23 protein-coding genes are annotated in these 26827 nt (G+C 65.4%); 6 read left to right on the forward strand and 17 right to left on the reverse strand.

Going from position 1 to position 26827, the window contains the following annotated elements:
* Positions 1-111: 111 nt before the first annotated feature.
* Positions 112-2655 (reverse strand): AsmA family protein, encoded by a 2544-nt coding sequence (locus F3J19_RS05020; protein WP_167038411.1) that lies wholly within the window; start codon positions 2653-2655, stop codon positions 112-114.
* A 316-nt stretch (positions 2656-2971) separates the two neighbouring features.
* Between F3J19_RS05020 and F3J19_RS05025 the strand changes: the two genes are divergently transcribed.
* Together F3J19_RS05025 and fetB are read left to right on the forward strand one after the other, a co-directional pair.
* Complete coding sequence (locus F3J19_RS05025; protein ID WP_167038413.1) at positions 2972-3673, forward strand: ATP-binding cassette domain-containing protein; 702 nt, start codon at positions 2972-2974, stop codon at positions 3671-3673.
* Positions 3670-4473 carry an iron export ABC transporter permease subunit FetB gene (gene fetB, locus F3J19_RS05030; protein ID WP_167038415.1) on the forward strand — a complete coding sequence of 268 codons (804 nt, stop codon included), beginning with the start codon at positions 3670-3672 and terminating at the stop codon, positions 4471-4473. The genes F3J19_RS05025 and fetB overlap by 4 nt, the downstream gene beginning before the upstream one ends.
* A gap of 104 nt (positions 4474-4577) precedes the next feature.
* On the opposite strand, the gene F3J19_RS05035 is transcribed toward fetB, so the two are convergent.
* Both F3J19_RS05035 and F3J19_RS05040 read right to left on the reverse strand, forming a co-directional pair.
* The gene (locus F3J19_RS05035; protein WP_167038417.1) at positions 4578-5126 is read right to left on the reverse strand and encodes a DUF6013 family protein; all 549 of its coding nucleotides are present in this window, start codon (positions 5124-5126) and stop codon (positions 4578-4580) included.
* A 299-nt stretch (positions 5127-5425) separates the two neighbouring features.
* On the reverse strand, positions 5426-6442 hold the full coding sequence (locus F3J19_RS05040) for a zinc-binding alcohol dehydrogenase family protein (RefSeq protein WP_167038419.1): 1017 nt from the start codon (positions 6440-6442) through the stop codon (positions 5426-5428).
* Between the two features lie 215 nt (positions 6443-6657).
* On the opposite strand from F3J19_RS05040, the gene F3J19_RS05045 reads away from it, so the two are divergent.
* Both F3J19_RS05045 and F3J19_RS05050 read left to right on the forward strand, forming a co-directional pair.
* On the forward strand, positions 6658-7620 hold the full coding sequence (locus tag F3J19_RS05045) for a LysR family transcriptional regulator (protein ID WP_167038421.1): 963 nt from the start codon (positions 6658-6660) through the stop codon (positions 7618-7620).
* Positions 7621-7972: 352 nt separating this feature from the next.
* Positions 7973-9664 carry an alkaline phosphatase family protein gene (locus F3J19_RS05050; protein ID WP_167038423.1) on the forward strand — a complete coding sequence of 564 codons (1692 nt, stop codon included), beginning with the start codon at positions 7973-7975 and terminating at the stop codon, positions 9662-9664.
* A gap of 51 nt (positions 9665-9715) precedes the next feature.
* Here F3J19_RS05050 and F3J19_RS05055 read toward each other — a convergent pair whose 3' ends face one another.
* Positions 9716-9922, reverse strand: coding sequence for a hypothetical protein (locus F3J19_RS05055; RefSeq protein ID WP_240158748.1), 207 nt, complete (start codon positions 9920-9922; stop codon positions 9716-9718).
* 125 nt (positions 9923-10047) lie between these two features.
* Positions 10048-11283 (reverse strand): cytochrome P450, encoded by a 1236-nt coding sequence (locus tag F3J19_RS05060; protein WP_167038425.1) that lies wholly within the window; start codon positions 11281-11283, stop codon positions 10048-10050.
* Between the two features lie 406 nt (positions 11284-11689).
* Here F3J19_RS05060 and serB point away from each other — a divergent pair, with 406 nt between their 5' ends.
* Positions 11690-12529, forward strand: coding sequence for a phosphoserine phosphatase SerB (gene serB, locus F3J19_RS05065; RefSeq protein WP_167038427.1), 840 nt, complete (start codon positions 11690-11692; stop codon positions 12527-12529).
* 97 nt (positions 12530-12626) lie between these two features.
* Here the strand turns inward: serB and F3J19_RS32960 are convergent, their stop codons facing one another.
* From F3J19_RS32960 to rimO, 7 genes are all read right to left on the reverse strand, one after another.
* Positions 12627-12758, reverse strand: a complete 132-nt coding sequence (locus F3J19_RS32960; protein ID WP_275691476.1) for a hypothetical protein — start codon at positions 12756-12758, stop codon at positions 12627-12629.
* A gap of 42 nt (positions 12759-12800) precedes the next feature.
* Complete coding sequence (locus F3J19_RS05070; RefSeq protein WP_167038429.1) at positions 12801-13259, reverse strand: hypothetical protein; 459 nt, start codon at positions 13257-13259, stop codon at positions 12801-12803.
* A gap of 194 nt (positions 13260-13453) precedes the next feature.
* Positions 13454-14638, reverse strand: a complete 1185-nt coding sequence (locus F3J19_RS05075; protein WP_167038431.1) for a cystathionine beta-lyase — start codon at positions 14636-14638, stop codon at positions 13454-13456.
* A 220-nt stretch (positions 14639-14858) separates the two neighbouring features.
* Positions 14859-15512, reverse strand: a complete 654-nt coding sequence (locus tag F3J19_RS05080) for a hypothetical protein (protein ID WP_167038433.1) — start codon at positions 15510-15512, stop codon at positions 14859-14861.
* A gap of 102 nt (positions 15513-15614) precedes the next feature.
* Positions 15615-16799, reverse strand: coding sequence for a beta-ketothiolase BktB (gene bktB, locus F3J19_RS05085; protein WP_167038435.1), 1185 nt, complete (start codon positions 16797-16799; stop codon positions 15615-15617).
* A gap of 142 nt (positions 16800-16941) precedes the next feature.
* Positions 16942-17883: a sugar kinase gene (locus F3J19_RS05090; protein WP_167038437.1), complete on the reverse strand. Its 942-nt coding sequence runs from the start codon at positions 17881-17883 to the stop codon at positions 16942-16944.
* A gap of 3 nt (positions 17884-17886) precedes the next feature.
* Complete coding sequence (gene rimO, locus F3J19_RS05095) at positions 17887-19272, reverse strand: 30S ribosomal protein S12 methylthiotransferase RimO (RefSeq protein ID WP_167038439.1); 1386 nt, start codon at positions 19270-19272, stop codon at positions 17887-17889.
* Positions 19273-19694: 422 nt separating this feature from the next.
* Between rimO and F3J19_RS05100 the strand changes: the two genes are divergently transcribed.
* Positions 19695-19979: a hypothetical protein gene (locus F3J19_RS05100; protein ID WP_167038441.1), complete on the forward strand. Its 285-nt coding sequence runs from the start codon at positions 19695-19697 to the stop codon at positions 19977-19979.
* Between the two features lie 298 nt (positions 19980-20277).
* Here the strand turns inward: F3J19_RS05100 and F3J19_RS05105 are convergent, their stop codons facing one another.
* From F3J19_RS05105 to phaC, 5 genes are all read right to left on the reverse strand, one after another.
* Complete coding sequence (locus F3J19_RS05105) at positions 20278-21279, reverse strand: tRNA-dihydrouridine synthase (RefSeq protein WP_167038443.1); 1002 nt, start codon at positions 21277-21279, stop codon at positions 20278-20280.
* A gap of 662 nt (positions 21280-21941) precedes the next feature.
* Positions 21942-22550, reverse strand: coding sequence for a polyhydroxyalkanoate synthesis repressor PhaR (gene phaR / locus F3J19_RS05110; RefSeq protein WP_167038444.1), 609 nt, complete (start codon positions 22548-22550; stop codon positions 21942-21944).
* A 132-nt stretch (positions 22551-22682) separates the two neighbouring features.
* Positions 22683-23423: a 3-ketoacyl-ACP reductase gene (locus tag F3J19_RS05115; protein ID WP_167038446.1), complete on the reverse strand. Its 741-nt coding sequence runs from the start codon at positions 23421-23423 to the stop codon at positions 22683-22685.
* 168 nt (positions 23424-23591) lie between these two features.
* Positions 23592-24773 (reverse strand): acetyl-CoA C-acetyltransferase, encoded by a 1182-nt coding sequence (locus F3J19_RS05120; RefSeq protein ID WP_167038448.1) that lies wholly within the window; start codon positions 24771-24773, stop codon positions 23592-23594.
* Positions 24774-24926: 153 nt separating this feature from the next.
* On the reverse strand, positions 24927-26741 hold the full coding sequence (gene phaC, locus F3J19_RS05125; protein WP_167038450.1) for a class I poly(R)-hydroxyalkanoic acid synthase: 1815 nt from the start codon (positions 26739-26741) through the stop codon (positions 24927-24929).
* Positions 26742-26827: the final 86 nt, after the last annotated feature.

Here is a 26827-nt window from a genome sequence, read left to right on the forward strand (position 1 = left end):
CATGATCGCGCGCGGACGGCACGCTGATCGGCCACGGAAACACGACACCACGCCCACCGCCCACGCTCCATCTCCACCCGTGCGCGGGCCAACTGCATAGCAGCGACGCTATCAGCTGCCCTTGTATTCGGCGGCGGTCACGGGCTTGCGATCCGCGCCCCGCTGCGAGCGCGGTGCGGCCGGCGCCGCCGCACCGCCCGGGGACTTGCCGGCCGGCGCGCCATCGAGCGAAAGCGGCGCCTTCGGCTGCTGGCGGACGCCCGGCGGCGGCGCGGTCGGCCGCTGCCTGACCTGCGCGAGCAGTTCGCCGCACGGCAACGGCTTGTTGTTGCTCGGCGCGAGCAGCGGAATCAGCGCCGCAAACGGGTTGATGAGCCCGAGGCCGATCGCCGCGCCGCCGCGCAACGCGAGCGCGGCCGCGTCCACACCCACGTGCGGGTCCTTGAAGGTGCCCTTCACGTACAGCGGCGAGCGCAGCGAAAAGACCCGGAAACCCTTCGTATGCGGATGCACGCCGAGGTCCAGCGTCTCGTCGCGCAAGCTCACGTGACCGTCGATGTTGATGACCGCGTCGTCGGTATCGAGCGCGAACACGCGCGGTTCGAGCACGCCATTGGTCGCGACGAAATCGGCGGCCGCGCAGTTGATCTTCACGTCGCGATTGCCGAACAGCTTTTCATAGACGACATTCGCGACATTGAGCCCCGCCGCTTCCATCAAGAGACGGCTCACGGTGCCGTCGGTGACGAGCGCCTTCACCTCGCCGTTCGAGGTCGCTGCGAGCGCCGCCGGCGAGTTGCCGGTCGCGGACAGCGAGGCATCGCCGTTGACCTCGCCGAGCGCGTTCTGCATCGTCTTGAAGTCCGGGAACAATTGCTTGAGCTTCAGATGCCGCGCCGAGGTCGAGAAGCGGCCCTTCAGCGGCGTCGCGCTGCCGTCCAGATGAATGTCCGAGGCGAGCGAGCCGCCCGCGACGCCGAACTTCAGCGGTTCGAGCGACAGCACGCCGTTGCTCAGCACGACGTGCGTGTAGAGGTCCGTGATCGGCAGCTTCGAACTCTTGACGATGCGCCGGCCCGTGAACTTGACGTCGGCGTCGATGGCCTTCCAGCGGTCGGTGCGGAATTCCTCGACCGGCAACACGCGGCCGCCCGGCTGCGCGGTGGCGTCGCCGCGCTTCGCCTTGCTCGCATTCGAATCGGCGCCGATCACGGGCGCGAGATCGGCGAACTGCAACAGATGCGAGACGAGTTCGCCCTGCAGCAGCGGACGCGGTTCGCGCGCCGTATAGGTCAGCGAGCCGTTCAGATCGCTGCCGCCCACCCGGCCCGTAAAATTCTCGTACGTAAAGACGTTGCCGCCCGACCTGAAGTGGCCGATCAGATGTCCTTCGGTCGCATACGGCGGCGTGTCGGGCAAGGTCACGCCGGTCAGCGCATAGAGCCGCGCCATGCTGTTGCCTTGCAGCCAGAGGCGCAGATCGAGCGCGGCGAGATGCGCGGGATCGCCGATCGTGCCGACGAACGCGACGTGCAGATCGCCAGCCTTCACGTCGGCCTGCACCGGAAACGGCCGGTCCGCGTCCTGCAGCGCGAGCACGCCGCCGACTTTGCCGCTACCCGATACCGGCGTCTTGTTGTAGCTGCCTTTGACGGTCCACGCGATCGCGTAGAGCGGCGTCGCGCGCGGGGCGGCGGGCGCGGTGGCGGGGACGCTCGCGGCTGAGGTTGTTTCGGCTGCCGCTACACTAGCGCCTGCACTTGTGCTTGTACCTGCACCGACACCCGCACTCGCGCCACCGCTCGCCCCGGTCGCCAAGGCACCGCTCGCGGCGGGCGCGCCAGAAGTCGCGGACGTGGCCGCCGCGCCCGCTGCCCCGTCAGCCCCCGATACCGCCGACGCATTCGCCGCAGCCGCCGAAGCCGCCGCCTCGGACGCCGCCTTCGCTTCCGACGCCGCCTGCGCCTCGGCCTGCGCAGCGAGCCTGCTCGCGCCGGCCTTGCCGATCGCCTGCGCCGACGCGCTGCGCGACGCCGCTTCCTGCTGCTTCAAGGCCTCGCCGAGCGGAATCGGCTGACCGAGCGTGTCGACGGCCATCCGCAACTCGACCTTCATCTGCTGATCGGACAGCGCGATATTGCCCTTCGCGAACGCGATGTCGTGCAGATCGAGCGTCCATTCGGACGGCCCGCTCGAGGACGGCAGCTTGAAGGTCCAGTTGTTGCGCCCGTCGAGCATGCGTTCGAGATCGACGGACGGATTCACGAGATTGATCGCCGGGATCACGATGTCGTGCGCGAGCAGCGGCAGCACCTCGACCTCGAAGTCGATCTCGTCGAGCGTCGCGAATTGCGGCTGTTTGGCCCAGTCGGGATTGCCGAGCGTGATGTTGGCCGCCGAGAAGCGCGGCCAGGGCACCCAGCCGCGCCAGCCCGTTTCGCCGGCCGGCTTCTGCCAGCCCACCTTCAGATCGCCGTTGATCGCGAACGGCCGGCCGATCGCCTGCGTCACCTTGTCGTTGATGTAGGGCCGGGCGCGATTCCAGTCGAAGCTCAGAATGAAGATGACGAGTGCGGCAATCAGGATGACGAGCGCCGCCAGCAGCCATGCGATGATTTTTCCGATCCGTCGTCCGATGCTGCTCGACACTGCCATTGAGAGGCTCCGCGTGTTGTTCTATGTTGTACACCGGACAGCAGATAGCGTGCCCGGACGTGAGCGATGAGTCGCCCTGTCTGTCGCCTTGTCTATCGCGGCGCATGCGTCTGAGCCGGCACTTGTGTTCGTTCTCGTGCCTGCGTTTTCGCTTGTGTTTGCGTTTGCGTTCGACCTTGCCGTTTTATCATGGCGCACGGTTCGGCGACAGATTGCTCTGCAGATTGCCGCTCGCGCCAGCCACAACGCACCACGCACACTTCAAGCACACATCGAATAACGCATCGTGCCTCACGCTCCCCACCCCGATCCAACCATGACCGACGTTCCCCTCGTTCTCGCCGACGGCATCGCGCGGCGCGATGCGCAGCGCGCGCAGACGCTGTTGCAGCCGACCACCTTCGCGCTGCGCGCCGGCGAGCGCGTCGCGATCACCGGGCCGTCCGGCTCGGGCAAGAGCGTGTTCCTGCGCGCGCTCGCGCTGCTCGATCCGCTCGATGCCGGACGCATCCTGTGGCATGGCGCGCCGCTCGGGCGCGCCGCGCTTCCGCGCTACCGGCGCAACGTCGCGTATATCCGCCAGCGGCCCGCGCTCGTCGACGGCAGCGTCGAGGACAATCTGCGCTATCCGTTCGAGCTCGGCGTCTATCGCGACGTGCGCTTCGATCGCGAACGCGCCAGCCTGCTCGCCGAACAGGCCGGCCGCAGCAGCGACTTTCTCGGCAAGCCCGCGAGCGAGCTGTCGGGCGGCGAAGCGCAGATCGCCGCGCTGATCCGCGTGCTGCAACTCGTGCCCGAAGTACTGCTGCTCGACGAGCCGACCGCTGCGCTCGATCCCGCGTCGTCGCTCGCGATCGAAGCGCTCGTGGAAGCCTGGTTCGAGGCCGCACCGGGACGTCACGCGTCGGTGTGGGTCTCGCACGATCTCGCGCAGGCCGCGCGCATGAGCGGCCGGCATCTGACGATGCGCGCCGGCGTGCTCGAAGAAGCCACCTCGCCCGAGGAGTCGCCTCGATGAGCCTGCAGAATCTCGGTTTGTGGGACGTCGCGATCGCGGCGCTGCTGATCGTCGTGAACGGCGCGGTGTCGGTGGCGCTGAAGCTCGATCTCGAACGCAAGCTCGCGTGGGCCGCGGTGCGGACCGTGGTGCAACTGCTCGCGATCGGCTACGTGCTCGGCTGGGTGTTCCAGTACGACCGCTGGTACGTCGTGCTGCCGCTCATGGTCGTGATGACGCTGATCGCCGGCTTTGCCGGCGCGCAGCGCGGCAGCCGCACCTATGCCGGGCAACGCGCGGACAGCGTGCTGTCGATCTGGGTCAGTTCGTGGCTCGTCGCGGCCGTGGGGCTCTTCGTCGTGATCCGCATTCACCCGTGGTACGAGCCGCAATACGCGATTCCGATTCTCGGCATGATCCTCGGCAATACGCTGACCGGCGTCTCGCTCGGCATCGAACGCATGACCGAGGAGCTGACCGCGCGGCGCGATCGCGTCGAGATGGCGCTCGCGCTCGGCGCGACGCGCTGGGAAGCGGCTCAGGGGCCCGCGCGCCAGGCGGTGCGCGCCGGCATGATGCCGACCCTGAACCAGATGGCGGTGGTCGGCGTCGTGAGCCTGCCCGGCATGATGACGGGCCAGGTGCTGGCCGGCCAGTCGCCGTTGCAGGCGGTGCGGTATCAGATCGTCATCATGTTTCTGATCGCCGCGTCGTCGGCGTTGGGCACGGTGGGCGCGGTGCTGCTCACGTACCGGCGGCTCTTTTCGGCGGAACACCAGTTTCTGCCGGCGCGGCTCGTGGAGCGCGCGGCGAAGCGTTAGGCGAGACGTTGGGCCAAGCGGTACACGAAGCGGCACGCGCGGGCCGAGGCGGACCCGCGTTTGCGGTTCACACGGTCAGCCCCCGCTCCAACCCGCGAAGCCGATCAGCGCTTGGCGCTGATCGCCACTTCGGTGCCGTCGCTGAGCGTCAGCGTTTTCGTGGTGCCGTTGACCGGCATCGTGAAACGCACGATCTGGCTCATGCGGACATCGTTCGGACACTTGAGCGTCTTGCCGCCGCTCGTCACGCTCTTGACACCGCGCGGCGTCTGCGCCTGGAAGCTCAGCTGCACGTTCGCGGTGCCGTCCTTGGCGACGACCGGCGCGAAGCGGATCTGCGTCTGACGGATCATCGCGCCGTTCGCGTCGAGCGCCAGCGACGCATAGTTCGGGCACGTATCGGTCGCGGCCACGGGACCGCCCGGCGGCACGGTCTTCCAGGTGAAGTCGTCCGATTCGCCGGAGCGGATCGTGCGGGTTTCCTGGGAATTGCCGAATTGCTTCGACGTGACGCGCACGGTGTAGCGGATCGGACCGTCGAGCGCGGACTGGGACGTGACCGTGATCGGCGTGGCGGCGTGCACCGCCGGTACGAGCGCGCAGGCGAGAGAAGCGACAACGGAAACGGCGGAGAGTTTGAAGCTGAAGCCCATACTGTCACCTCGTTGTTGTGCCGCTGCGCGCCCGCCTTCGCGCGACTGCCCGCGCCCTGCCCGGCTGGATCGAACCGGTGCGGCCGGCCAGCCTGGCCGCGGGACACGCAACCGTTCTGGAGCATGATGCACCGCCAGTCTAACGCCAAGCGCGACGCCGCGCGTGTCGCGCAAGCTCGGGTGTTAACCCGCTTGCGGTGCGGCGGTTTCTGCGCGTGTCGGGCCGGCGCGGCGAGGCGTCATCTCGCTGTCATGGTCAACGCGTCGCCGTCCGTGCCCGGCTGAATCGAATCGCCGGATCAGAACCCGCTCAACACCAGTTTGCCGATCGCGCGCCCCTGCTCGAGCTGCCGGTGCGCGCGGCGCAGATTCTCCGCGTTGATCCGGCCGAGGTTCTCGCCGAGCGTCGTACGCAGCGTGCCCGCATCGACCAGACGCGCGACCTCGGTCAGCAGCTTGTGCTGCTCGATCATGTCAGGCGTGCCGAACATCGAGCGCGTGAACATGAACTCCCAGTGAAACGCGGCGCTCTTCGCCTTCAGCAGTTCGACCGGCAGCGGCGCAGCGTTTTCGACGATCGTGCAGATGCCGCCCTGCGGCTTGACCAGCTGCGCGGCAGCCGGGAAATTGCGGTCGGTGTCGTTGAAGATCAGCACGTAGTCGACCTGCTCGACGCCGATTGCCTTCAGTTGCGCGGGCAGATCGCCGAAATGATCGACGACGTGATCGGCGCCCAGCTCCTTCACCCACTTCGCCGATTCGGGCCGCGACGCGGTCGCGATCACCTTGAGCTTCGCCAGCTGTCTGGCAAGCTGGATGCCGATCGAGCCAACCCCGCCCGCGCCGCCGAAAATCAGCACCGTGCGGCCCGCGTCGGCGCCTTGCGGCGACACGCCGAGGCGGTCGAACAGCGCTTCCCAAGCGGTGATCGCGGTAAGCGGCAACGCCGCCGCGTGCGTGAAATCGAGCGAGGCCGGCTTGTGCCCGACGATGCGCTCGTCGACAAGATGAAACTCGCTGTTGGCACCCGGCCGCGTGATGCTGCCCGCGTAGAACACCGGATCGCCGACCTTGAACAGCGAGACATCGGGCCCGACCGCGACGACCGTGCCGGCGGCGTCCCAGCCGAGCACGCGCGGCGCGTTCTCGACGGTGTCCTTCGGCGCGCGCACCTTGGTGTCGACCGGGTTCACGGAAATCGCTTCGACCTTCACGAGCAGATCGTGTCCGCTTGCTTCGGGTTGCGGGATCTCGACATCGACGAGCGCTTCGGCGTGATCGATCGGCAAATAACGGTAAAGTCCGATGGCTTTCATGGCTGCTCCGGGGGTTCGGTTGAAGTGAGTGAAGTGAAATGAAGTGAGGTTGGGGTTCTGATTCGGCTTCGGTGAGGACAGGAACCGGCCGCCGCTGCGTTTCGTGTTTCGCACCGCGTGCCGTCACTGCCGAATCCATGAGCGTCATCGTAGGCGGGTTCTTATTCTGATAAAACAGTCATAATGACTGAAACATTTTTTTGATTTTCAGAATAATGAATACCCCAACTTCCACTGACCGGGCGCTGCCCGGCGAGCGCGCGCGGCTCGATCTGCTCGACGTCGCGCTGTTCGTGCGCGCGGCGCTGCTGGCGAACGTGTCGGCGGCCGGGCGCGAGTTCGGCCTGTCGGCGGCGGTCGCGAGTTCGCGCATCGCACAGCTCGAAAAACTGCTCGGCGCGCGCCTGCTGCATCGGACCACGCGCCGCATCAGCCTCACCCAGGACGGCGAAGTGTTCATGACGCGCGCCGAGGCGCTACTCGACGCGGCCGCTGCCGCGCGCGCCTCGGTGGGCCGCGCGCAGACCGAGCCGCAAGGCCGCCTGCGCGTGACGATGTCCTCGTCGTTCGGGCGCCAGCATATATCGCCCGTCATCGGCGAATTTCTGCGCCGCTATCCGGGCGTGAGCCTCGATTTACGGATGACCGATCAACTCGTCGATCTCGTCGACGCGGGCATCGACGTCGCGATCCGGGTCGGCGCGCTCAAGGATTCGTCGCTGGTCGCACGGCGCCTCGCGGCGAACCGCCGCGTGCTGTGCGCCGCGCCCGCGTATCTCGCCGCGCATGACACGCCGCACCATCCGTCGGACCTCGCGCGGCACGAGTGCATCATCCTGTCGGATCAGCGCGACTGGAGCTTCGTGACGCCGGCCGGCACACTCGACGTGCGGGTCGGCGGACGCCTCGCGACCGACAACGGCGAGGTGATCCGCGACGCGCTGCTCGCCGGCTTCGGCATCGCGCTCAAATCGACATGGGACGTCGCGCCGTATCTGCGCAGCGGCGCGCTGGTCAGCGTGCTCGACAGCTATCCGCTCGCCGACGACGTCGCGATCTGGGCCGTGTATCCGAGCCGTGCATTCGTGCCGCCGAAGACGCTCGCGTTCATCGACTTTCTCGCCGCGCATTTCGGCGATCCGCCGTATTGGGATCGCGAGCCGGATGAACGAGGTTAAGGCGTGGGGCTGAGGTGCGAGCGAAGCGGCCGTCTGGGTTCTGCCGAGTCGCTACCGGAACGCTACCGGGTTATTACCGGGTCCCTGCAGAAGCGAAGCGATTCGTCAGGACTGTCAACCGCCAAACCACTACATCGGCTACGCCGCATGCTTGACGTACTCGATCACAACGCGCCATATGCCAACGACATGCATCGCCCCGTCAGCCTGCCCAATCAGCCTGCCAATCTCGCGACGCCCCCACTCGTAACATTGTGTAATTGAAAGTTCGCGTTCATCGCTCCGCCGCAATACGCTTGCAACATTCACCGCGCTTCACAGGACTTCCCCCAACCAGCAAACGAGGTGAACGATGAAAGCAATAAAAAAATGGTCGACTGGTCTGACGGCGCTCAGCGCGGGCGTGCTTGCATTGAGCGGCGCCTTCTCGCCCGCCCAGGCCCACGACCACGACCATGACCATGGCGAAGGAGACGCGGGCGTCAAGCATGTTCTGCTCATCAGCTTCGACGGCTTGCACGAACAGGACGTCGCGCGCTGCATCGCCGGCAATACCTGCCCGAATATCGCGCTCCTCGCCAAATCGGGCGTCACCTACACGAACGCCTACACGCCGGGCCTCTCCGATTCGTTCCCGGGCCTCGCCGCACTCGTCACGGGCGGCTCGCCGAAGTCCGCCGGCCTCTTCTATGACGTGTCCTACGACCGCACGCTGTACTCGCCGAGCGACACGAGCTGCACCGGCAAGCAGGGCTGGAACGTCGTGTTCGACGAAACCACCGGCATCGACGGCGAGAACGGCGGCCCGCTCACGCACCTCGACGGCGGCGGCGCATTCAATCCGCAAGCCATTCCGCACGCGCTCGTCAACGGCCAATGCGTGCCGGTCTATCCGCACAACTACGTCAAGACGAACACGGTCTTCGAGGCGGTCAAGCAGGGCATGCACGGTGCGCGCACCGCATGGGCCGACAAGCACGCATGGGGCTACGACTGGCTGAACGGACCGTCGGGCCATGGCGTGGACGACCTGGCCCGCACCGAGATCAATTCGATCGACCCCGCGACGAACACGTACTACCTCGACACGTATACGCACACCGAGAAGTTCGACGACTACCACGTACAGGCGCTCATCAACCAGATCGGCGGCATGGACTCGACGGGTACGCACAACGAACCGGTGCCGACGGTGTTCGGCGCGAACTTCCAGACGCTGAGCGTTGCGCAAAAGGCCACGGTAGCCAGCGGCGGCGGCTATCTCGATGCCAGTTTCACGCCGGGTACGCAGGTGGCCGGCGCGATCGGCTATATCGACAATTCGCTCGGCCGCGTGGTGGCAGCGCTCAAGCAGCAGAACCTGTACAAGTCGACGCTCGTCATCGTGACGGCCAAGCACGGCCAGTCGCCGACCGATCATACGAAGCTCGTGAAGAACGGAGACACGCTGTCGAAGCTGCTTGAAGCGAACAACTACCTCGACCCGAACGGCAACTTCGGCCAGAACAGTACGAAAAGCGGCAACCTGAACGACGGCACGGGTCTCGTCGACACCGGCATGGTGCAGACCGACGACGTGGGCCTGATCTGGCTGCGCGATCAATCGCAGCGCAACGCCGTGATCCAGACGCTCGAGCAGAATCTGTCGTGCAATGCGCCCGGCATCTGCGCGGACGGTCCGCAGGCTTACATCCTGTCCGGCAAGCAACTGGCGGCGCGCTTCGGCGATCCGGCGCAAGGCCGTACGCCCGACATCATCGTGCAGCCGAATCCGGGCGTGATCTACACGTCGAGCACGGCGAAGGATGAAGAGCACGGCGGCAACGCACCGGACGACAGCCACCTCGGCCTCGTCATCGGCTACCCGGGAATGCATGGCGCCGGTCGCCAGATCGACGAGCGCGTGCTGACGACGCAGGTCGCGCCGACCATCCTCGCGGCGCTCGACCTCGATCCGCGCCTGCTGCATGCGGTGGTTGCCGAAGGCACGCGGACGCTGCCGGGGCTTCACCTGAAGCAGGGTGACGAGAGAGACGATAAGTAATACGCCGTAGTGCGCCTTGGCCCGGTGCTTTTCGCGAAGTGCCGGGCCTGATTATGTGTGGTGCCTGGTGGGGAATCGGTTGCGGCGTGCCGCGAGTTGGAGCACCTGAAGTACCTGAAGTACCTGAAGTACCTGAAGCACCTGAAGTACCTGAAGTACCTGAAGCACCTGAAGCACCTGAAGCACCTGAAGCACCTGAAGCACCTGAAGCACCTGAAGCACCTGAAGCACCTGAAGCACCTGAAGCACCTGAAGCACCTGAAGCACCTGAAGTACGAGCGCGGCCGGTGTCCCGAAGTTCGCGTTCGAAGTCCTCTCACACCTGCTTGCCGACATTTCGCGGATTGCTCCGCGGCTCGCGCCCCGTCACGCCGCACCGCGCATCACGGCTCCAGTTCGACCGGCACCGCCGCGAAGCCGCGAAACCGCACGCGCCCGCCGCGCGTCGGCACACCGTCGAGCCGATAGTCCGGAAAGCGCTGCACGAAGCGCCCGATCGCGATGCGCGCCTCGAGCCGCGCGAGCGACAAACCCGCACACTGGTGAATACCGAAGCCGAACGCGAGATGCCGGTTCGGGTCGCGGCGAATATCGAAGCGATCCGGTTCGGCAAACTGCTCGGGATCGCGATTGGCCGCGCCGATGCACAGCGTGACCGGCGTACCGCGCGCGACCGCGACGCCGCCGATTTCGGTGTCCGTGGTGCTCATACGGTTGCCGAGCTGGTTGGAACTCTCGAAGCGCAGGCACTCCTCGATCGCCGTATCGATCAGCGCCGGCTCGCGCAGCAACGCGGCGCGCGCGTCGGGCCATTCGGTCAGCGTGACGAGACCGTTGCCGATCAGGTTCGTGGTCGTCTCGTGCCCGGCGTTGAGAATGAAAATACAGTTCTGCAGCAACTCCGCTTCCGACAACTGTTCACCCGGTCCCTCGCCCTGAATCAGCCGCGTCAGCACATCGTGCTGCGGATCGCCCGGCTCGCGGCGGCGTCGCGCGACGAGTCCGCGCAGATAGTCGACGAACTCGCTGACCGCGCGGTTGCCGCGCTCGAACTGCGCCTCGCTCAGCGACGGTTCGAGCGCGCCGAGTATGGCGAGCGACCAGTCGCGCAGCGGCGCGCGTTCGGCATGCGGCACGTCGAGCAGATTGCCGATGATCTCGACCGGAATCGCCGAGGCGAACTCGCCGATCAGATCGATGCGCCCGCGCTGCGCGGCCGCATCGAGCAAGCTGTCGACGAGCCGGATCAGCCCCGGCTCCATCGCCGCGATCGCGCGCGCGGTCAATGCGCCGGCGATCAGCTTGCGCACCCGCGTATGACGCGGCGGATCGTTGAACACGAGACTCGTCGTGTGATGCGCATAGAGCGGCGAATCGCCGTACTTCGGGCGGAACTCGACGGTCTTGTCGGAGCTGAAGGTCTTCGGATCGCGGTAGACCGCCTGCACGTCGCGAAAGCGCGTCAGAAAGAGCGAACCGTCCGGCATGCGCTTGACCGGCTCGCAAGTGCGTAGCGCGTGGTAGACCGGATAGGGATCGGCATGGAACGCCGGGCTCAGATGGCGCAGATCGAAGTTGCGGGCAAGAGAGGCTGCGTCGCTGGCGGTCGCCTGGGTCATGCGTTGTCTCCGTGAAGGCGCCTTGTTGCGCCCCGGTTGATGCGGCTCGCACCGATACGTCGCGATATTGCGTTGTGCGTCGCGATTCGTGGTGACTCGTCAGGATTCGTCGCGATTCATCGCAATTCGTCAATACACCGCCGCGATCCTGGTCCGACTGGTTGCAGCGGCTTCGTGCGCCAATCGCCGCACGTCGCGATTCGCTTTCGCCCTGACACAACGGCCAGGTGCAGTCGCTTCGGTGCATGCGCTCGATGCGCCAGTATGAACCGCGCGCTACCAGATTGCACGCCGGCCGGACTGCCGCATGCGACGGCGCCGCGCGCGGAACCGCTACAATAGCGGGATTTTCCGCGCGCGCCGCGCGTCCACTGATTCGTCCATCTATTCGCGTCACCGGTCGTCCATGAACCTCGTCATTCAAAGCACCGCGCCCTTCTCCGCCGACCACCACAAAACGCTCGTCGCGCTCGCGCGCGGCTCGCAGGCTACCATCGTCGACACGCACGCCATTCGTATCGCCAATGCGCACCTTTCTCAGCGCGCCGACATCGAGGTGTATTGTCAGACACATCGGCTCGATTACGCGTTCGTCGACGCCGGCCGCGCGTTGCGCGACTTCGGCCTCGTCGCGATGGACATGGACTCGACGCTGATTACGATCGAATGCATCGACGAAATCGCCGACTTCTGCGGGCTCAAGGCCGAGGTCGCGGCCATTACCGAGGCATCGATGCGCGGCGAGATCAAGGACTTCAACGAAAGCCTGACGCGCCGCGTCGCTCTGCTGAAAGGGCTCGACGCGAGCGCGCTCGAACGTGTTTACGAGGAGCGGCTGCAACTGTCGCCGGGCGCCGAAACGATGCTTGCCGGCGCGAAGCAGGCCGGTCTGAAAACGCTGCTCGTCTCGGGCGGCTTCACGTTCTTCACCGAAAAACTCAAGGCACGCCTCGGCCTCGATTTCACGCGCGCGAACACGCTGGAAATCGTCGACGGCAAGCTGACCGGCAAGGTGCTCGGCGAGATCGTCAATGCCGACGTCAAGGCGCGCACGCTGCGCGAGACCTGCGCGACGCTCGGCATCGAACCGTCCCGCGCGATTGCGATGGGCGACGGCTCGAACGACCTGAAGATGATGGCCGAAGCGGGACTCTCCGTTGCGTTCCGCGCGAAGCCGGTGGTGCGCGAAGCCGCGAGCGTGTCGTTCAATTGGGTTGGGCTGGATGGCTTGCTGCGGCTGTTTTGAGGCGGATGCGTTGAGGCTGTGTTTGGGGTTGCATTGCGGTTGCGGTAGCGCGTCGGGACACCAGCCACCGCGCTAACAAGCCGGGCAGGCCACAGGGTTATCTGCTGAAGGTGCCGGGCAGGAACGCCACAAACATGACGATGGAAATCAGGATGCTGACGATCAGCCCTCCTTTTACGATGCGCTCATGATTTTTGTCCGATCCCAAGGACAAGATAAATTGCTTCATCAGTTCCTCCACAAGAAGGAATCAGTATAAACGCTGCACTATCTAAAAAAAGTGATTCAAGTGCATGTAAAGGAATGCGAATAGAAGCGCCGCCAGCCAGGTCATGGCAATCGATGCGCCTATCGCGACACGCGAGAATGTGCCATCCGCATGCGCCCTCTGCGCGTGCCCCTTCGTTGTGCCCGAACCGTCGTGCCGCGCCTTGAGCAAGCTCGACGTCACAACCATGGAACCCACGAACGCCAGCCCGCAAAACCCGACAATCCCGAGCGCAAGCAGCGACGTTTCCCGACTGTCCTGCTCCAATGCCGCCACCGCCTCGTAGATCGCGGCGGCACACAATCCAATCGCACACCAGAACAGTTGCCCGTCCTTCACCGACGCCGCAATCAATCGCCACGAAACGCGCCAGCCATACGCGGGCGCGACGAGCGCAAGCGTGAAGAGCGGACCCGCGATCGGCACGGCAAGATTCAGCAACATCCAGAAGAAAAGATTCATCGAACCTCACGCGCGCCGCAATCGTTGATCGGAATGCACATCATCGTAGCGGCGCCGCAAGGCGTCGGCCATTCGGCCGAATGGTCAGGCTTGCTGTCCCGTTCGAGCGAGTCTGCGCGAATAAAAAAACCCGCCGGGAAAGATATCCCGGCGGGTTTCTCAAGCGTAGCCGCGGCGAATCAATCCCTGGCGCGTCAAGCCAGCGCCGCAAGACTCTGTTCGATGTCCGCGCGCAAATCCGCTTCTTCCTCGAGGCCGATATAGAAGCGCACCAGCGTGCCGCGATGCGGCCATTGCGCCGCCGTGCGCATCGACACGATGTCGTACGGCATCGCGAGACTATGTGCGCCGCCCCAGCTCCAGCCGAGCGAAAAGAGTTCGAGCGACTCGCAGAACGTGTCGATCCGCGCCGCGCTGTAGCGTTCGTCGAACACGACCGAGAACAGGCCGCCCGCGCCCGTGAAATCGCGCTTGAACGCCTCGTGCCCCGGACAATCGGCGAACGCGGGATGCAGCACCGCGGCAATTTCCGGCCGGCTCCTCAGCCACGTGGCGATCGCGAGCGCCGCGCGGTCATGCTGCGCGAAACGCAGTTGCATGCTCGGCAGGCTGCGCAGAATCAGCGAGCAGTCGTCGGACGAAACGCCGATGCCCATGCGCATGCGCGCCGCCTTCAGCTTCAGATGCAGTTCGCGCTCGCGTGTGATCGTCGCGCCCATCAGCACGTCGCCGCCGCCCGACTGGTACTTCGTCAGCGCCTGCACCGAGATGTCGACGCCGTGATCGAACGGCCGGAAGGCGAGCCCCGCGGACCACGTGTTGTCGATCGCGGTGACGACGTTGCGCGCGCGCGCCGCCGCCGTGATGGCCGGCACGTCGGGCACTTCCATCGTCACCGAGCCGGGCGCCTCGATCCAGATCAGGCGCGTGTTCGGCTGGATCAGACCGGCGATGCCCGCGCCGATCAGCGGATCGTAGTAGCGCGCCGTCACGCCGAAATCGCGCGCGAGCCAGTCGCCGTGATCGCGGTTCGGCGAATAGACGTTGTCGGGAATCAGCACGTCGTCGCCGGCCTTCAAGAGACCGAAGTACACGTTCGAAATCGACGACAACCCCGACGGCTGCAACAGCGCATGATTGCCACCCTCGATCGCGGCGAGCCGCTGCGCGAGCGCGATCTGCGTCGGCGTCGCGTGCAGGCCGTAGCGCCATTGCTCGTCGTTTTTCCAGTCGAGCGCGCGCATCGTCGCGAGATCAGGAAACACCACCGTCGACGCTCGCGTGACCGGCGTCGAGAACGACTCGAAGCCCGGCGTGATACGGTCCTCGGCGCGCACCGTGCGGGTTTGCAGACCGCGTTTGAGTTTGGATTGGGTCATGGTGAAGTTCGGTGAGAAAACGGGGAATGCCGGGTCAATGCGACGGCCGCGCCGTTGCGTGCGGTGCGTCGGCTACGCGAGCCCGGACACGCCAAGCGGCTCGCGTCGGACGCGCGATGCGAGCCGCGTGCGCGGGGTGAGCGGCCGAGGCGGCCCGAGCAGCCTACGCGACATAGGCTGCCTATACCGCACACGTCCGGCAACAGGGCCAACGGCAACATCAATCGCCGGTTTGCAGGTTGCTGACGCCGCCGACCGCATGACCACCCGCAGCCGGCGCGGGCGCACCGTTCGCCGCAGGCTGCGGCACGGTAGCCGGCTTCGGCGCGGCTGCATTGGCTACACCCGCCGCCCCCGCCACCGGCACCGCCTGCCCCGCCGCCAGCGGCTTCAGATCGAACGGCTGCGGATCGGAATCGTCGACATTCATGCGCTCGCCTTCGAGCGCCCCATCCGCGCCGAACTTGCCGACCCAGTTGCCGGTGATATGCGTGCCGTCGTTCGACTCCTCGACTTCGAGCGTGTCATCGGCGCGGTCGCCGGCGATCAGGATCACCTCGCCGGTATCGCCGTACTGATACTCGCCGTGCACGCCGGACGGATCGTCGGTCTTCGGGCCGAGCCGCAGCACGATCGGACGCTTGCCGAGCGTGCCGGCATAACGCGGAAACTTCGCGAACTCCGGGCTCGGTTTGAGCGGCAACGAGATCGGCGGCGGCGGCGCCAGTGCCTTGACCGCATCGCTCTCGGCCCATGCCTGCGACGGCATCCACAGCACCGTGCCCGCACACAGCAGCGCGGCTACGGCCGCGATCACCCTCGCGCGTTGCCGCGGCGCGCGTCTTGCCGTGCGCGCCGCGCTATCCCTCGACATGCTCGCTGGCGAGCCCTGCGTCGCTTTCGATTCCCGCATCCTTTTCATCCTTGTTGCCTGATCCTGCTTCCTACCCTGCCGGCGACGGCGTGCCGCGCGACCTCAGAGACGCTCGAAGATCGCCGCGATCCCCTGCCCGCCGCCGATGCACATCGTGACGAGCGCATAGCGCCCGCCGATACGCTGCAACTCATACAACGCCTTGACGGTAATCAACGCGCCGGTCGCGCCGATCGGATGGCCGAGCGAAATGCCCGAGCCGTTCGGATTGACCCTGGCCGGATCGAGTCCGAGTTCCTTGCTGACCGCGCAGGCCTGCGCGGCGAACGCCTCGTTGGCCTCGATCACGTCGAGATCGGCGACGGTAAGGCCCGCGCGTTCGAGCGCCTTGCGGCTCGCCGGCACCGGCCCGATGCCCATATACGCCGGATCGACGCCCGCATGCGCATACGACACCAGCCGCGCCAGCGGCTTCACGCCGCGCTTCTCGGCGATGCCACGCTCCATCAGCACGACGGCGGCCGCCGCGTCGTTGATGCCCGACGCGTTGCCGGCCGTCACCGTGCCGTTTTCCTTTGCGAACACCGGCTTCAGCTTCGCGAAGTCTTCCGCCGATGCGTTCATCCGCGTGTGCTCGTCGGTGTCGAACACGACGTCGCCCTTCCTCGAGGGAATCGTGATCGGCAGGATCTGTTCCCTGAAGTAGCCGTTCGTGATCGCGTGCGCCGCGCGGCGGTGCGATTCGAGCGCAAGCGCGTCCTGCGCGTCGCGCGAGATGTCATACTGGCGCGCGACGTTCTCGGCCGTCACGCCCATATGGATCGACTGGAACGGATCGTTGAGCGCGCCGACCATCATGTCGACGAGGCGCGCGTCGCCCATGCGCTGCCCGAAGCGCGCGGCCGGCATCGAGTACGGCGCGCGGCTCATGTTCTCCGCGCCGCCGCCGATCGCGATGTCGGCGTCGCCGAGCAGCACGCTTTGCGCGGCCGAGACGATCGCCTGCAGGCCCGAGCCGCACAGGCGGTTCACGGTCAGCGCGGGCGTATGCTGCGCGACGCCGCCGTTGAGCGCCGCGACGCGCGCGAGATACATGTCCTTCGCCTCGGTGTGCACGACATTGCCGAACACGACGTGCCCCACTTCGTCGCCCGACACGCTCGCACGTTCAAGCACCTCTCGCACGACGCGCGCGCCGAGATCGGTCGGCGCAAAGTCCTTGAGGCTGCCGCCGAACGCGCCGATTGCCGTGCGCACGCCGCTTACCACCACTACGTCCCGTTGCATCGCTCGCTCCTGTTCCGGTCTCTTCGAATGATTCTGCTGCCTCGCTTGTCGCCTCGCTTACTGCCTCGCTTGCGGCATCAGGTACCGCCTGCCGCGCGACGCCGCACATGGCGCTCGCGGCCCCCCCGCGGCTTCGTGATGCTCAACCCGCCAGCAGCTTCTCCACCGCCTCACGCGACGGAATCGGCGCGACCGCGCCATAACCTTGCGTCGACAACGCCGCGGCGACGTTCGCATAACGCGCGGCGGCAAACGCATCGTCGCCGGCGACGATGCGCGCGATGAACGCGCCGCCGAAGCAGTCGCCCGCGCCGGTCGCATCGACCGCATTGACGACGTGCCCCGGCACGACGCGCCGCTCGTTCGGCGTCGCGATATACGAGCCGTCCTTGCCGAGCTTCAGCGCAACGACGCTTGGCCCGTGCGACAGCAGGAAATCGACGATCTCGTCGCGGCCCGTCAGGCCCGTGAGTTCGGTCACGTCGTCCCAGCTCGGCAGGCAGATGTCGGTCTGACGGATCGCCTCGAGCATCACCGCGCGCGCCCGCGCGAGCGGCCACAGCTTCAGGCGCAGATTCGTGTCGAAGCTCACGCGCGCACCGTTCGCGCGCGCATATGCGATCGCCTCGAGCGCGGCATCGCAGGCGCTCACGCTGATCGCGAGACTGATGCCGGACAGATGCACGACCTTGGCCGCCGCAAGCGCCTCGCGCGGCAGATCGGCCGGCGCATAGCGGCTCGCCGCCGAGCCCGCGCGCAGATAGTCGAACGCGTGGCCGTTCGGACCGTGGGACACGAAATAGACGCCGGTCGGCGCCAGCGGATCGACGCGCACGAACGCGGTGTCGACCTGCTCGCGCTGCCACAGATCGACGAGCAGGCGCCCGAAGTGATCGGCACCGACCGCCGACACGAAGCCGGTCTTCGCGCCCTGGCGCGACGCCGCGATGCAGAAGTTCGAGGTGTCGCCGCCGAAGCCTTGCAGATAGTTCGGCTGATCCTTCGCCGACTGGTTGAATTCGATCATCGCCTCGCCGAGCGCGAGGATCTCCGGTGTCCGATTTGCCACCATGTTTGCCGTCATCGCTCAGACCTCGCCCCACAGATCGTGACCGTCGGCGCCGGTGATCTTCACCGAGACGAAATCGCCGACCTTGTAGCGCTTCGACGCCTTGGTGGTCGGCGCGATATAGACGACGCCGTCGATTTCCGGCGCATCCGCCGCGGTACGGCCGATGCCGCCGTCGGCGTTGATTTCGTCGACGAGCACCTTCAGCGTCTTGCCGACCTTCTTCGCGATGCGTTTGGCCGACACCTGCTCGGCCACTTCCATGAAGCGCGCGCGGCGCTCCTCGCGCACTTCGTCGGGCAGTGCGCCGTCGAGTTCGTTGGCGCTCGCGCCTTCGACCGGCGAGTAGGCAAAGCAGCCCACACGGTCGAGTTCCGCCTCGCGGATGAAATCGAGCAGCGTCTCGAACTGCGCCTCGGTCTCGCCGGGGAAGCCCGCGATAAACGTGCTGCGGATCGTCAGGTCCGGGCAGATTTCGCGCCATGCCTTAACGCGCTCCATGACCTTCTCGGCATTGGCCGGACGCTTCATGCGCTTCAACACTTCGGGATGCGCGTGCTGGAACGGCACGTCGAGATACGGCAGCACGTGGCCCTTGTACGGACCTTCGGCCATCATCGGAATCACTTCGTCGACGCTCGGGTACGGATACACGTAATGCAGACGCACCCACGCGCCGTATTGCGCGGCGAGTTCGCCGAGCGCGCCGACGAGGTCGGTCATGCGCGTCTTGATCGGCTTGCCGTTCCAGAAGCCGGTGCGATATTTGACGTCGACGCCATAGGCGCTCGTGTCCTGCGAAATGACGAGCAGTTCCTTGACGCCGGACTTGAACAGGTTTTCCGCTTCGAGCATGACCTCGGCGACCGGGCGCGACACGAGATCGCCGCGCATCGACGGGATGATGCAGAACGTGCAGCGGTGGTTGCAGCCCTCGGAAATCTTCAGGTAGGCGTAGTGGCGCGGCGTGAGCTTGACGCCCGCGGCCGGCACGAGATCGACGAACGGATCGTGCGGCTTCGGCAGATGGTTATGGACCGCCTGCATCACTTCGCCGACCGCGTGCGGACCGGTCACGGCCAGCACCTTCGGATGCACTTCCTCGATCAGCCCCGAGCCGCTCGCGCTCTTTTTCGCGCCGAGGCAGCCGGTCACGATGACCTTGCCGTTTTCGCTAAGCGCTTCGCCGATCGCGTCGAGGCTTTCCTGCACGGCTTCGTCGATAAAGCCGCAGGTGTTGACGACCACGAGATCCGCGCCGTCGTAGGTGCCGGAGATTTCATAACCTTCGGCACGCAGCTGGGTGATGATCTGCTCGGAATCGACGAGGGCTTTGGGGCACCCGAGGGATACGAAGCCCACGCGAGGCGGCTCGGACGGGTTGACGCTGTGCAGCTTGGACATGTGAGGGGAATCTTGGAATGGCAGCAAAGACGAGAGTTTACAGCTATTTGTGGTTCCCCGATCCAAAAACAGGTGGCTGACAACAGGCAGCCGCGCCGCTCGAACCTGCGGCGCGTGACACGGCGAAGCACGGCTGCGTACGGGCCGATTCGTCCGCGATCGATCTTCGGTGGTTTCTGCCGGCTTTCGTTGACGGTTGTCCACGATGTTGCGAGATGCTCTCACTCGCGGCATGGTGTGTTCCTGCGGCTGCCGGCGGGTATTGCGGCGTGCGCAGTGGTTTCAGGGATTCATTCTTTTGTCATACGTGATTCGACGCCATGATAGGTTTGCCCGCTGATCTGACGCGGACATGGAAGGCGGATGGCGATCGAATTCAAGGTTGGAACTCATCGGAGCTGCACGCTAAAAGGAATGTAGCGATGTCGATAAAAAAGCAGATGCCGCCCCGTGGTGTGGTCATTACTTATGATGAAGCGAATAAATCAATCTGCATCTCGACGGTCCCCAAGGATGCTGCGATCAAGCTGACAAACCGGGAGCTCGTTGTGCCGATGTCGATTACCGATCAAGGCAATCAACTGGATGACGAATTCGCGCGCACGCTCGGCCTTGCAAGTCTCCTGCTACTCGCGCTGGGGCAACCGTCTTTATCGCCGCTTACTACTGCCACGCAAAACACACAACCGCCCCCCACCGACAATTAACCGGCTTAAAGATCGTGAGGTACTCCGTCGTCGTCCCGATGCTGCGCTGCGCGAAAGATCGAGCGTACTTCGGCGCGCTGCGTCCAGGCAGTTCGCAACGAATGCAAGGCGTGATCGATGACGCACCGGCACGCACAGTCGGGATGCGAATCCCACCGGCAAAGCCAGGCACACACGTATCCACCCACCCATAAAGACACGTACAAGCTCGCCGGCCCGACAATCATCGAGATCCCGAAACGCAGCCACTAAAGTGTGATGGCAGTCGCGCCCAGACCAGTCGGCAGTCAACTCCCCGTCACACGCAACCATCAACCGTTTCGTATCCGGACGCCATCACCGCGCCCTCACACGCCAACGCCTGCCCGATCACCGCAAAAATCTCGCGGGAATCCTGCATGCGCCGGATCGTCTCGTGCAATTCGGCGGCTTGCGGCCAGGTGCGCCGCAGATAGCTGAGCCATTGCTTGACGCGGCCATGCTCGTGGCGCAACGTGCCGCGCGCCTGCAGCCTCGTCAGATAGCCGGCAATGGAGCGCAGCACGTCGCACCACTCGCCAGCCGACGGGGACGGGTCCATCAATCCGCGAATCCGTCGCGCGAGGAACGGGTCCGATACGGCGCCGCGTCCGATCATCACGTCCGCACAACCGCTCACGGCACGGCAGCGCGCCCAGTCCGCGACGCTCCAGACGTCGCCGTTCGCGATGACGGGCACGTCGACGGCATCATCGATACGCGCGATCCACTCCCAGTGCGCGGGCGGCCGGTAGCCGTCGTCGCGCGTGCGCGCATGTACGACCAGCGACGCCGCGCCGCCTTCCGCGAGCGCCTGCGCGCAATCGATCGCCCGCGACGTATCGGAAACGCCAAGGCGCATTTTCGCGGTCACCACGATCCCGGCCGGCACCGCCGCGCGCACCGCCGACACGATCTCGTTCAATTGCGTCGGGTCCGCGAGCAGCATCGCGCCGCCGCCATGCCGATTGACGACCTTGGCGGGACAGCCGAAGTTCAGATCGATGCCATAGGGCGACAACGTGGCCGCGTGCGCGGCATTGCGCGCCATCCATTCCGGATCGCTGCCGAGCAACTGGATCACCATCGGCGTGCCGCTCGCGGTCACGCTCGCATGCAGGATTTCGGGCGCCTCGCGCTCGTAGATGCGCGTGGGCAACAACGTGCCCGTCACGCGGATAAATTCGGACACGCAGCCGTCGAATCCGCCGGTGCCGGTCAGCACGTCGCGCAGCACGTAGTCCGCCAGCCCTTCCATCGGTGCAAGAAACAGCCGGCTCATCGCAGCGCCTCGATGAAATGCCGGACAACGGCGGCTAAAGCGAAGCGATGCAGCCTGGGCACAGGCATCGAGGCAATGAGGGAAACGATCTGAAACACGGGGCGGGTCCGGCAAAAAGCGATGGCAACGGTGAGGACGTCGGTCGCGCCGGAGAATGACTCATCAAACCAGAAGGAATGGCGCGAAACTCAAGACGCGAGCGAACCGGGCGACGGGAACAGCGGAACGTCGAACCGCGGGCGACGATGCACAAACAGGGCACACGAACGACCGCACAAGCAGCATGCAAGCATGCGCACGGCATGCCCGGCTCCGCCGGCGGAAATAATCCAGGTGATTAATCCGCGTGATTCCGCGTGCACGCGAACCCGCTATTGTACCGTGCTGCCCACCGCGCACTTCCACGCAACGGGTAAGGCCCGCAAGGACGCCGACGTCGGGGCTGGCCGATCCGGCACCAGGCCCATCCCGCTTATCCGGAACGCCGTCCGCCGACACGCACGGCGCCGCGCAACCGGCCCACCGCCAGCACCCGCCGATACGCTCAATACCCGCGAGGCACCCCACGCAAGCAGACCTGCCTGCCATCCCACGGCGGCTCCCCGAGCCCCGGCAATGGCGCAGCGTCGCTTACGCCGCGAGTCGCCATTACTTCGTCGCTATTACTTCTTCTCCGGTTCCGGATTGTCCTGCGACGCAGCAGGCGCATTGCTCGCGTTGACCCCGCTACCGGGCGTGAACGGGAAGGTAGCGAACATCGTTTTTGCCTGGTTTTGCATCTGCTCCTGCATCTGCACGAACATGTTCTTCGATTGCTCGATATAGCTGGTCATCATGCCCTGCATCATCGGTGCCTGCATGTTCATGAACTGCGACCAGACTTCGGGGTTCATCGCCTTGCCTTCATAGAGATTCTTCGACTGGTCGGCGAGCTTCGCCTGAATGTCGATGAAGGCCTGGATGTTCTTTTCCAGGTACGTGCCCATCATGCCCTGCATCGCATGACCATAGAAACGGATGATCTGCGAGAGCATCGACGACGAGAACATCGGCAAGCCGCCGCTCTCCTCTTCGAGAATGATCTGCAACAGGATGGCTCGCGTCAGGTCCTCGTTGCTTTTGGCATCGATAACCTTGAAATCCTCCTGATCGAGCACGAGCTGTTTCACATCGGTCAGCGTGATGTAGGTACTCGTCTCGGTATCGTAAAGCCGACGATTCGGATATTTCTTTATCAGTCGTTCGGCCGTTTTCTTTGTAGTAGTAGTCATGTAGCGCCTTTTAAGCTCGAGTTAAACGCGGAAACGGCGTTCCACCTGTGCAATCGGATCATTGCACAGGTGGAACGCCGGCGGAACCCTCTGAGCCGAAGCGCGCCGCCTTGTGAGCGGCGCGCCGGGGGCTCAACCCATATGCAAGCCGCCGTTGAGCGAAAAATCGGCGCCCGTGGAGAAACCCGACTCTTCCGACGCGAGCCACGCCACGATCGAGCCGATTTCGTCCGGCTGGCCGAGACGGCGCACCGGGATCGTCGCCACGATCTTTTCCAGCACGTCGGGGCGGATCGCCTTGACCATGTCGGTGCCGATATAGCCCGGCGACACGGTGTTGACCGTCACGCCCTTGGTCGCCACTTCCTGCGCGAGCGACATCGTGAAGCCGTGAATACCGGCCTTCGCCGTCGAATAATTGGTCTGGCCGAACTGGCCCTTCTGGCCGTTCACCGACGAAATGTTGATCACGCGGCCAAAGCCACGCTCGACCATGCCGTCGATCACCTGCTTGGTGACGTTGAAAAGGCTCGTCAGGTTGGTGTCGATCACCGCCGTCCAGTCTTCGTGCGTCATCTTGCGGAACACGACGTCGCGCGTGATACCGGCATTGTTGACCAGCACGTCGATCTCGCCGACCTCGGCCTTGACCTTGTCGAACGCGGCCTTGGTCGATTCCCAGTCGCCGACGTTGCCTTCGGAGGCGACGAAATCGAAACCGAGCGCCTTCTGCTCATCGAGCCACTTCGCGCGGCGCGGCGAATTCGGGCCGCAGCCCGCGATCACCTTGAAACCTTCCTTGTGCAGACGCTGGCAGATGCTCGTGCCAATGCCGCCCATGCCGCCCGTTACATACGCAATTCGCTGTGTCATAAACCCTACTCCGTTATCGTTTTCGAGGTGCCGACCGGCAACCTCCTGTCTCGCCTGATGCTGGTTCTCCGCTGCGGCCGGGCGACCAGCCGGCAACGCGCACTACCGGCGCGAGCCACGTTCCGGGGTACACCGCGCAGGACCGGCGCGGCGCACCCCAGCCATACCTTACATGCGCTCGACAGCCAGCGCGACACCCATACCGCCGCCGATGCACAGCGACGCCAAACCCTTCTTCGCATCGCGCTTCTGCATTTCGTGCAGCAGCGTGACGAGAATCCGGCAGCCGGACGCGCCGATCGGATGGCCGATCGCGATTGCCCCGCCGTTCACGTTGATCTTCGAGGTGTCCCAGCCCATCTGCTTGTGCACCGCGAGCGCCTGCGCGGCGAACGCTTCGTTGATTTCCATCAGGTCCAGATCGGCCGGCGTCCAGCCCGCGCGCTCGAGACAACGGCGCGATGCCGGCACCGGGCCCATGCCCATCACCTTCGGATCGATACCGGCGTTCGCATACGCCTTGATGCGCGCGAGCGGCGTGAGACCGAGCGCTTCGGCCTTCTTCAGCGACATCACGAGCACCGCGGCCGCGCCGTCGTTCAGACCCGACGCGTTCGCCGCCGTGACCGTGCCTTCCTTCGAGAAGGCCGGCTTCAGACCCGCGAGCGATTCGGCCGTCACGCCGTGGCGCACGAATTCGTCGGTGGCGAAGCGCAGCGGCTCGCCCTTGCGCTGCGGAATCTCGACCGGCACGATTTCATCGTTGAAGCGCCCGGCCTTCTGCGCGGCTTCCGCCTTGTTCTGCGACAGCGCCGCGAACGCGTCCTGCTCTTCGCGCGTGATGCCGTATTCCTTCGCGACGTTTTCCGCCGTCACGCCCATGTGGTACTGGTTGTAGACGTCCCACAGGCCGTCGACGATCATCGAGTCGATCAGCTTCGCATCGCCCATGCGGAAGCCGTCGCGCGAACCCGGCAGCACGTGCGGCGCGGCGCTCATGTTCTCCTGGCCGCCCGCGACCACGATGTCCGCGTCGCCCGCGATGATCGCGTTGGCCGCCAGCATCACAGCCTTCAGGCCCGAGCCGCACACCTTGTTGATCGTCATGCCCGGCACCGACGACGGCAAGCCCGCCTTGATGACCGATTGACGCGCGGGGTTCTGGCCCGAGCCCGCCGTCAGCACCTGGCCGAGAATCACTTCGCTCACCTGGTCCGGCTTCACGCCAGCCCGTTCGAGGACGGCACGCACCGCCAACGCGCCGAGTTCAGGCGCGGCAACCTTGGCCAGCGACCCACCAAACTTGCCCACTGCAGTACGAGCGGCCGATACGATCACAACATCAGTCATTTCCATATCCTCCGGGCACCTCGGCAAACTGCGCCGCAGCCCGTTACGTTAAAAAATTCCGTTGCTCTTACGCCTTAACCAGACGCTCATTGACCAGCCACACCCACACACCGCACGACCGCGCGCCGTGTTCGACATCACGGCGCGTCGGACCTATTCCCGTTGCCGCACGTAGCGGCCGGGCGCCGGCTCGATCACCGGGAACTCGTCGGAGCCGGCCGAGGCGCGCGGCTTCACCTTCCGGCCGCCGTGCTGATCGAGCCATGCGGTCCATTCGGGCCACCAGCTGCCGGGCACTTCGGTCGCGGCGTCGAACCACTCGTTGGCGGTTTCCGGCAGCATCTTCTCTTCGGTTTCGAGGCGCCAGAAGCTGCGCTTTTTCTTCGCGGGCGGATTGATCACGCCAGCGATGTGGCCCGACGCGCCGAGCACGAACTTCAGCGGCCCGGACAGCAGCGGCACCGACGCATAGGCGGTTTGCCACGGCACGATATGGTCTTCGCGCGAACCGTAGATGAAGGTCGGCACATCGATCTTCGACAGATCGACCGGCTCGCCGCAGGTGGTCAACGCACCGGGCTCGCGCAGCTTGTTCTCGAGGTACGTGTTGCGCAGATACCAGCAGTACATCGGCCCCGGCAGACTGGTCGAGTCGCTGTTCCAGTACAGCAGGTCGAACGGCACCGGCGTGCGGCCCTTCAGGTAGTTGTCGACCACGTAGTTCCATACGAGGTCGTTCGGGCGCAGGAACGAGAACGTGTTGGCGAACTCGATGCCGCGCATCAGTCCCGGCGGCGCACCGTTCTTGCCGCCGATGGTCTGCTCGCGCATCTGCACGTGCGCCTCGTCGACGAACACGTCGAGCACGCCCGTGTCGGAGAAGTCGAGCATCGCGGTGAGCAGCGTCAGCGAGGCGGCCGGATGTTCGCCGCGCGCCGCGGCCACCGCGAGCGCGGTGGCGAGCATCGTGCCGCCGACGCAGAAGCCGAGCGTGTTGATCTGCTCGCGGCCGCTGATCTTGCGCACGGTCTCGATCGCGGCCAGCACGCCCTCGCCGATGTAGTCGTCCCACGACTTGTTGGCGACCGATTGATCTGCGTTGCGCCACGAAATCAGGAACACCTGGTGACCCGATTCGAGCCCATGCGCGACGAGCGAGTTTTCGGGTTGCAGGTCGAGAATGTAGAACTTGTTGATGCACGGCGGCACGATCAGGAGCGGCCGCTCGCGCACGGTCGGCGTGCGCGGCTTGTACTGGATCAGCTGTAGCAGATCGTTCTCGAACACGACCGAGCCTTCGGTGTTCGCGAGGTTCTCGCCCACGGCGAAACGCGATTCGTCGGTTTGGGAAATCTTGCCGCGCTGCATGTCGCCGAGCAGGTTCATCACGCCCTGGCGCAGGCTCTCGCCCTTGCTGTCGAGCAGCGTTTTCTGCGCTTCGGGATTCAGCGCGAAGAAGTTGCTCGGCGAAGCGGCCGCGGTCCACTGCTGGACCGCGAAGCGGATGCGCTCGCGCATCTTCGGCTCGGTGTCGAGCGCGTCGGCCATCTCCTGCAGATAGCGCGCGTTCAGCAGATACCACGCGGCGGTAAACGCATAGGCCGGCGTCTCGCTCCATGCGTCCGCGCTAAAGCGCCGGTCCTTGAGTTCGGGCGCCTTGCTGGACGACGTAGTGGCCTGCTGGATCAGCTCCATCGCCTCGCGCGAATAGTCGGCTTGCAGCTTCTGCAAGCGCTCCGGTGGAATCGCGGCGGGAGGAAGGTTCAGCGCCGGAAACGGCGGCAGCGACGGCATCGCGCCCGCGGCCAGCTTGCTGAAGTCGGGCATGCCCGGAAACGACGGCATCGGCGGGAAACCCATCTGCGCGACGTTGGGCATCTGCACGGGAGGAACCTGGAATGGCGCACCGCCGGGCGGCACGCCGAACGAACGCCACGCGTTCATCCAGGCATCGAAAAACTGCTGCATGCCTGCGGCTGGCGATGCACCGCTCGTACCGGCCTGCTGCGTTTGCTCCTTCGAGGAGTCCGTGCTGTGGGAATCTGAGGAATGAG

Source organism: Burkholderia sp. Ax-1724 (assembly GCF_011752995.1).
Classification (GTDB): domain Bacteria; phylum Pseudomonadota; class Gammaproteobacteria; order Burkholderiales; family Burkholderiaceae; genus Paraburkholderia.

Bases quoted from the DNA above. Each gene is read 5' to 3' on its own strand.
- F3J19_RS05020 (WP_167038411.1), bottom strand. From the start codon at position 2,655: ATGGCAGTGTCGAGCAGCATCGGACGACGGATCGGAAAAATCATCGCA.
- F3J19_RS05025 (WP_167038413.1), top strand. From the start codon at position 2,972: ATGACCGACGTTCCCCTCGTTCTCGCCGACGGCATCGCGCGGCGCGAT.
- fetB (WP_167038415.1), top strand. From the start codon at position 3,670: ATGAGCCTGCAGAATCTCGGTTTGTGGGACGTCGCGATCGCGGCGCTG.
- F3J19_RS05035 (WP_167038417.1), bottom strand. From the start codon at position 5,126: ATGGGCTTCAGCTTCAAACTCTCCGCCGTTTCCGTTGTCGCTTCTCTC.
- F3J19_RS05040 (WP_167038419.1), bottom strand. From the start codon at position 6,442: ATGAAAGCCATCGGACTTTACCGTTATTTGCCGATCGATCACGCCGAA.
- F3J19_RS05045 (WP_167038421.1), top strand. From the start codon at position 6,658: ATGAATACCCCAACTTCCACTGACCGGGCGCTGCCCGGCGAGCGCGCG.
- F3J19_RS05050 (WP_167038423.1), top strand. From the start codon at position 7,973: ATGAAAGCAATAAAAAAATGGTCGACTGGTCTGACGGCGCTCAGCGCG.
- F3J19_RS05060 (WP_167038425.1), bottom strand. From the start codon at position 11,283: ATGACCCAGGCGACCGCCAGCGACGCAGCCTCTCTTGCCCGCAACTTC.
- serB (WP_167038427.1), top strand. From the start codon at position 11,690: ATGAACCTCGTCATTCAAAGCACCGCGCCCTTCTCCGCCGACCACCAC.
- F3J19_RS32960 (WP_275691476.1), bottom strand. From the start codon at position 12,758: ATGAAGCAATTTATCTTGTCCTTGGGATCGGACAAAAATCATGAGCGC.
- F3J19_RS05070 (WP_167038429.1), bottom strand. From the start codon at position 13,259: ATGAATCTTTTCTTCTGGATGTTGCTGAATCTTGCCGTGCCGATCGCG.
- F3J19_RS05075 (WP_167038431.1), bottom strand. From the start codon at position 14,638: ATGACCCAATCCAAACTCAAACGCGGTCTGCAAACCCGCACGGTGCGC.
- F3J19_RS05080 (WP_167038433.1), bottom strand. From the start codon at position 15,512: ATGTCGAGGGATAGCGCGGCGCGCACGGCAAGACGCGCGCCGCGGCAA.
- bktB (WP_167038435.1), bottom strand. From the start codon at position 16,799: ATGCAACGGGACGTAGTGGTGGTAAGCGGCGTGCGCACGGCAATCGGC.
- F3J19_RS05090 (WP_167038437.1), bottom strand. From the start codon at position 17,883: ATGACGGCAAACATGGTGGCAAATCGGACACCGGAGATCCTCGCGCTC.
- rimO (WP_167038439.1), bottom strand. From the start codon at position 19,272: ATGTCCAAGCTGCACAGCGTCAACCCGTCCGAGCCGCCTCGCGTGGGC.
- F3J19_RS05100 (WP_167038441.1), top strand. From the start codon at position 19,695: ATGTCGATAAAAAAGCAGATGCCGCCCCGTGGTGTGGTCATTACTTAT.
- F3J19_RS05105 (WP_167038443.1), bottom strand. From the start codon at position 21,279: ATGAGCCGGCTGTTTCTTGCACCGATGGAAGGGCTGGCGGACTACGTG.
- phaR (WP_167038444.1), bottom strand. From the start codon at position 22,550: ATGACTACTACTACAAAGAAAACGGCCGAACGACTGATAAAGAAATAT.
- F3J19_RS05115 (WP_167038446.1), bottom strand. From the start codon at position 23,423: ATGACACAGCGAATTGCGTATGTAACGGGCGGCATGGGCGGCATTGGC.
- F3J19_RS05120 (WP_167038448.1), bottom strand. From the start codon at position 24,773: ATGACTGATGTTGTGATCGTATCGGCCGCTCGTACTGCAGTGGGCAAG.
- phaC (WP_167038450.1), bottom strand. From the start codon at position 26,741: ATGCAGCAGTTTTTCGATGCCTGGATGAACGCGTGGCGTTCGTTCGGC.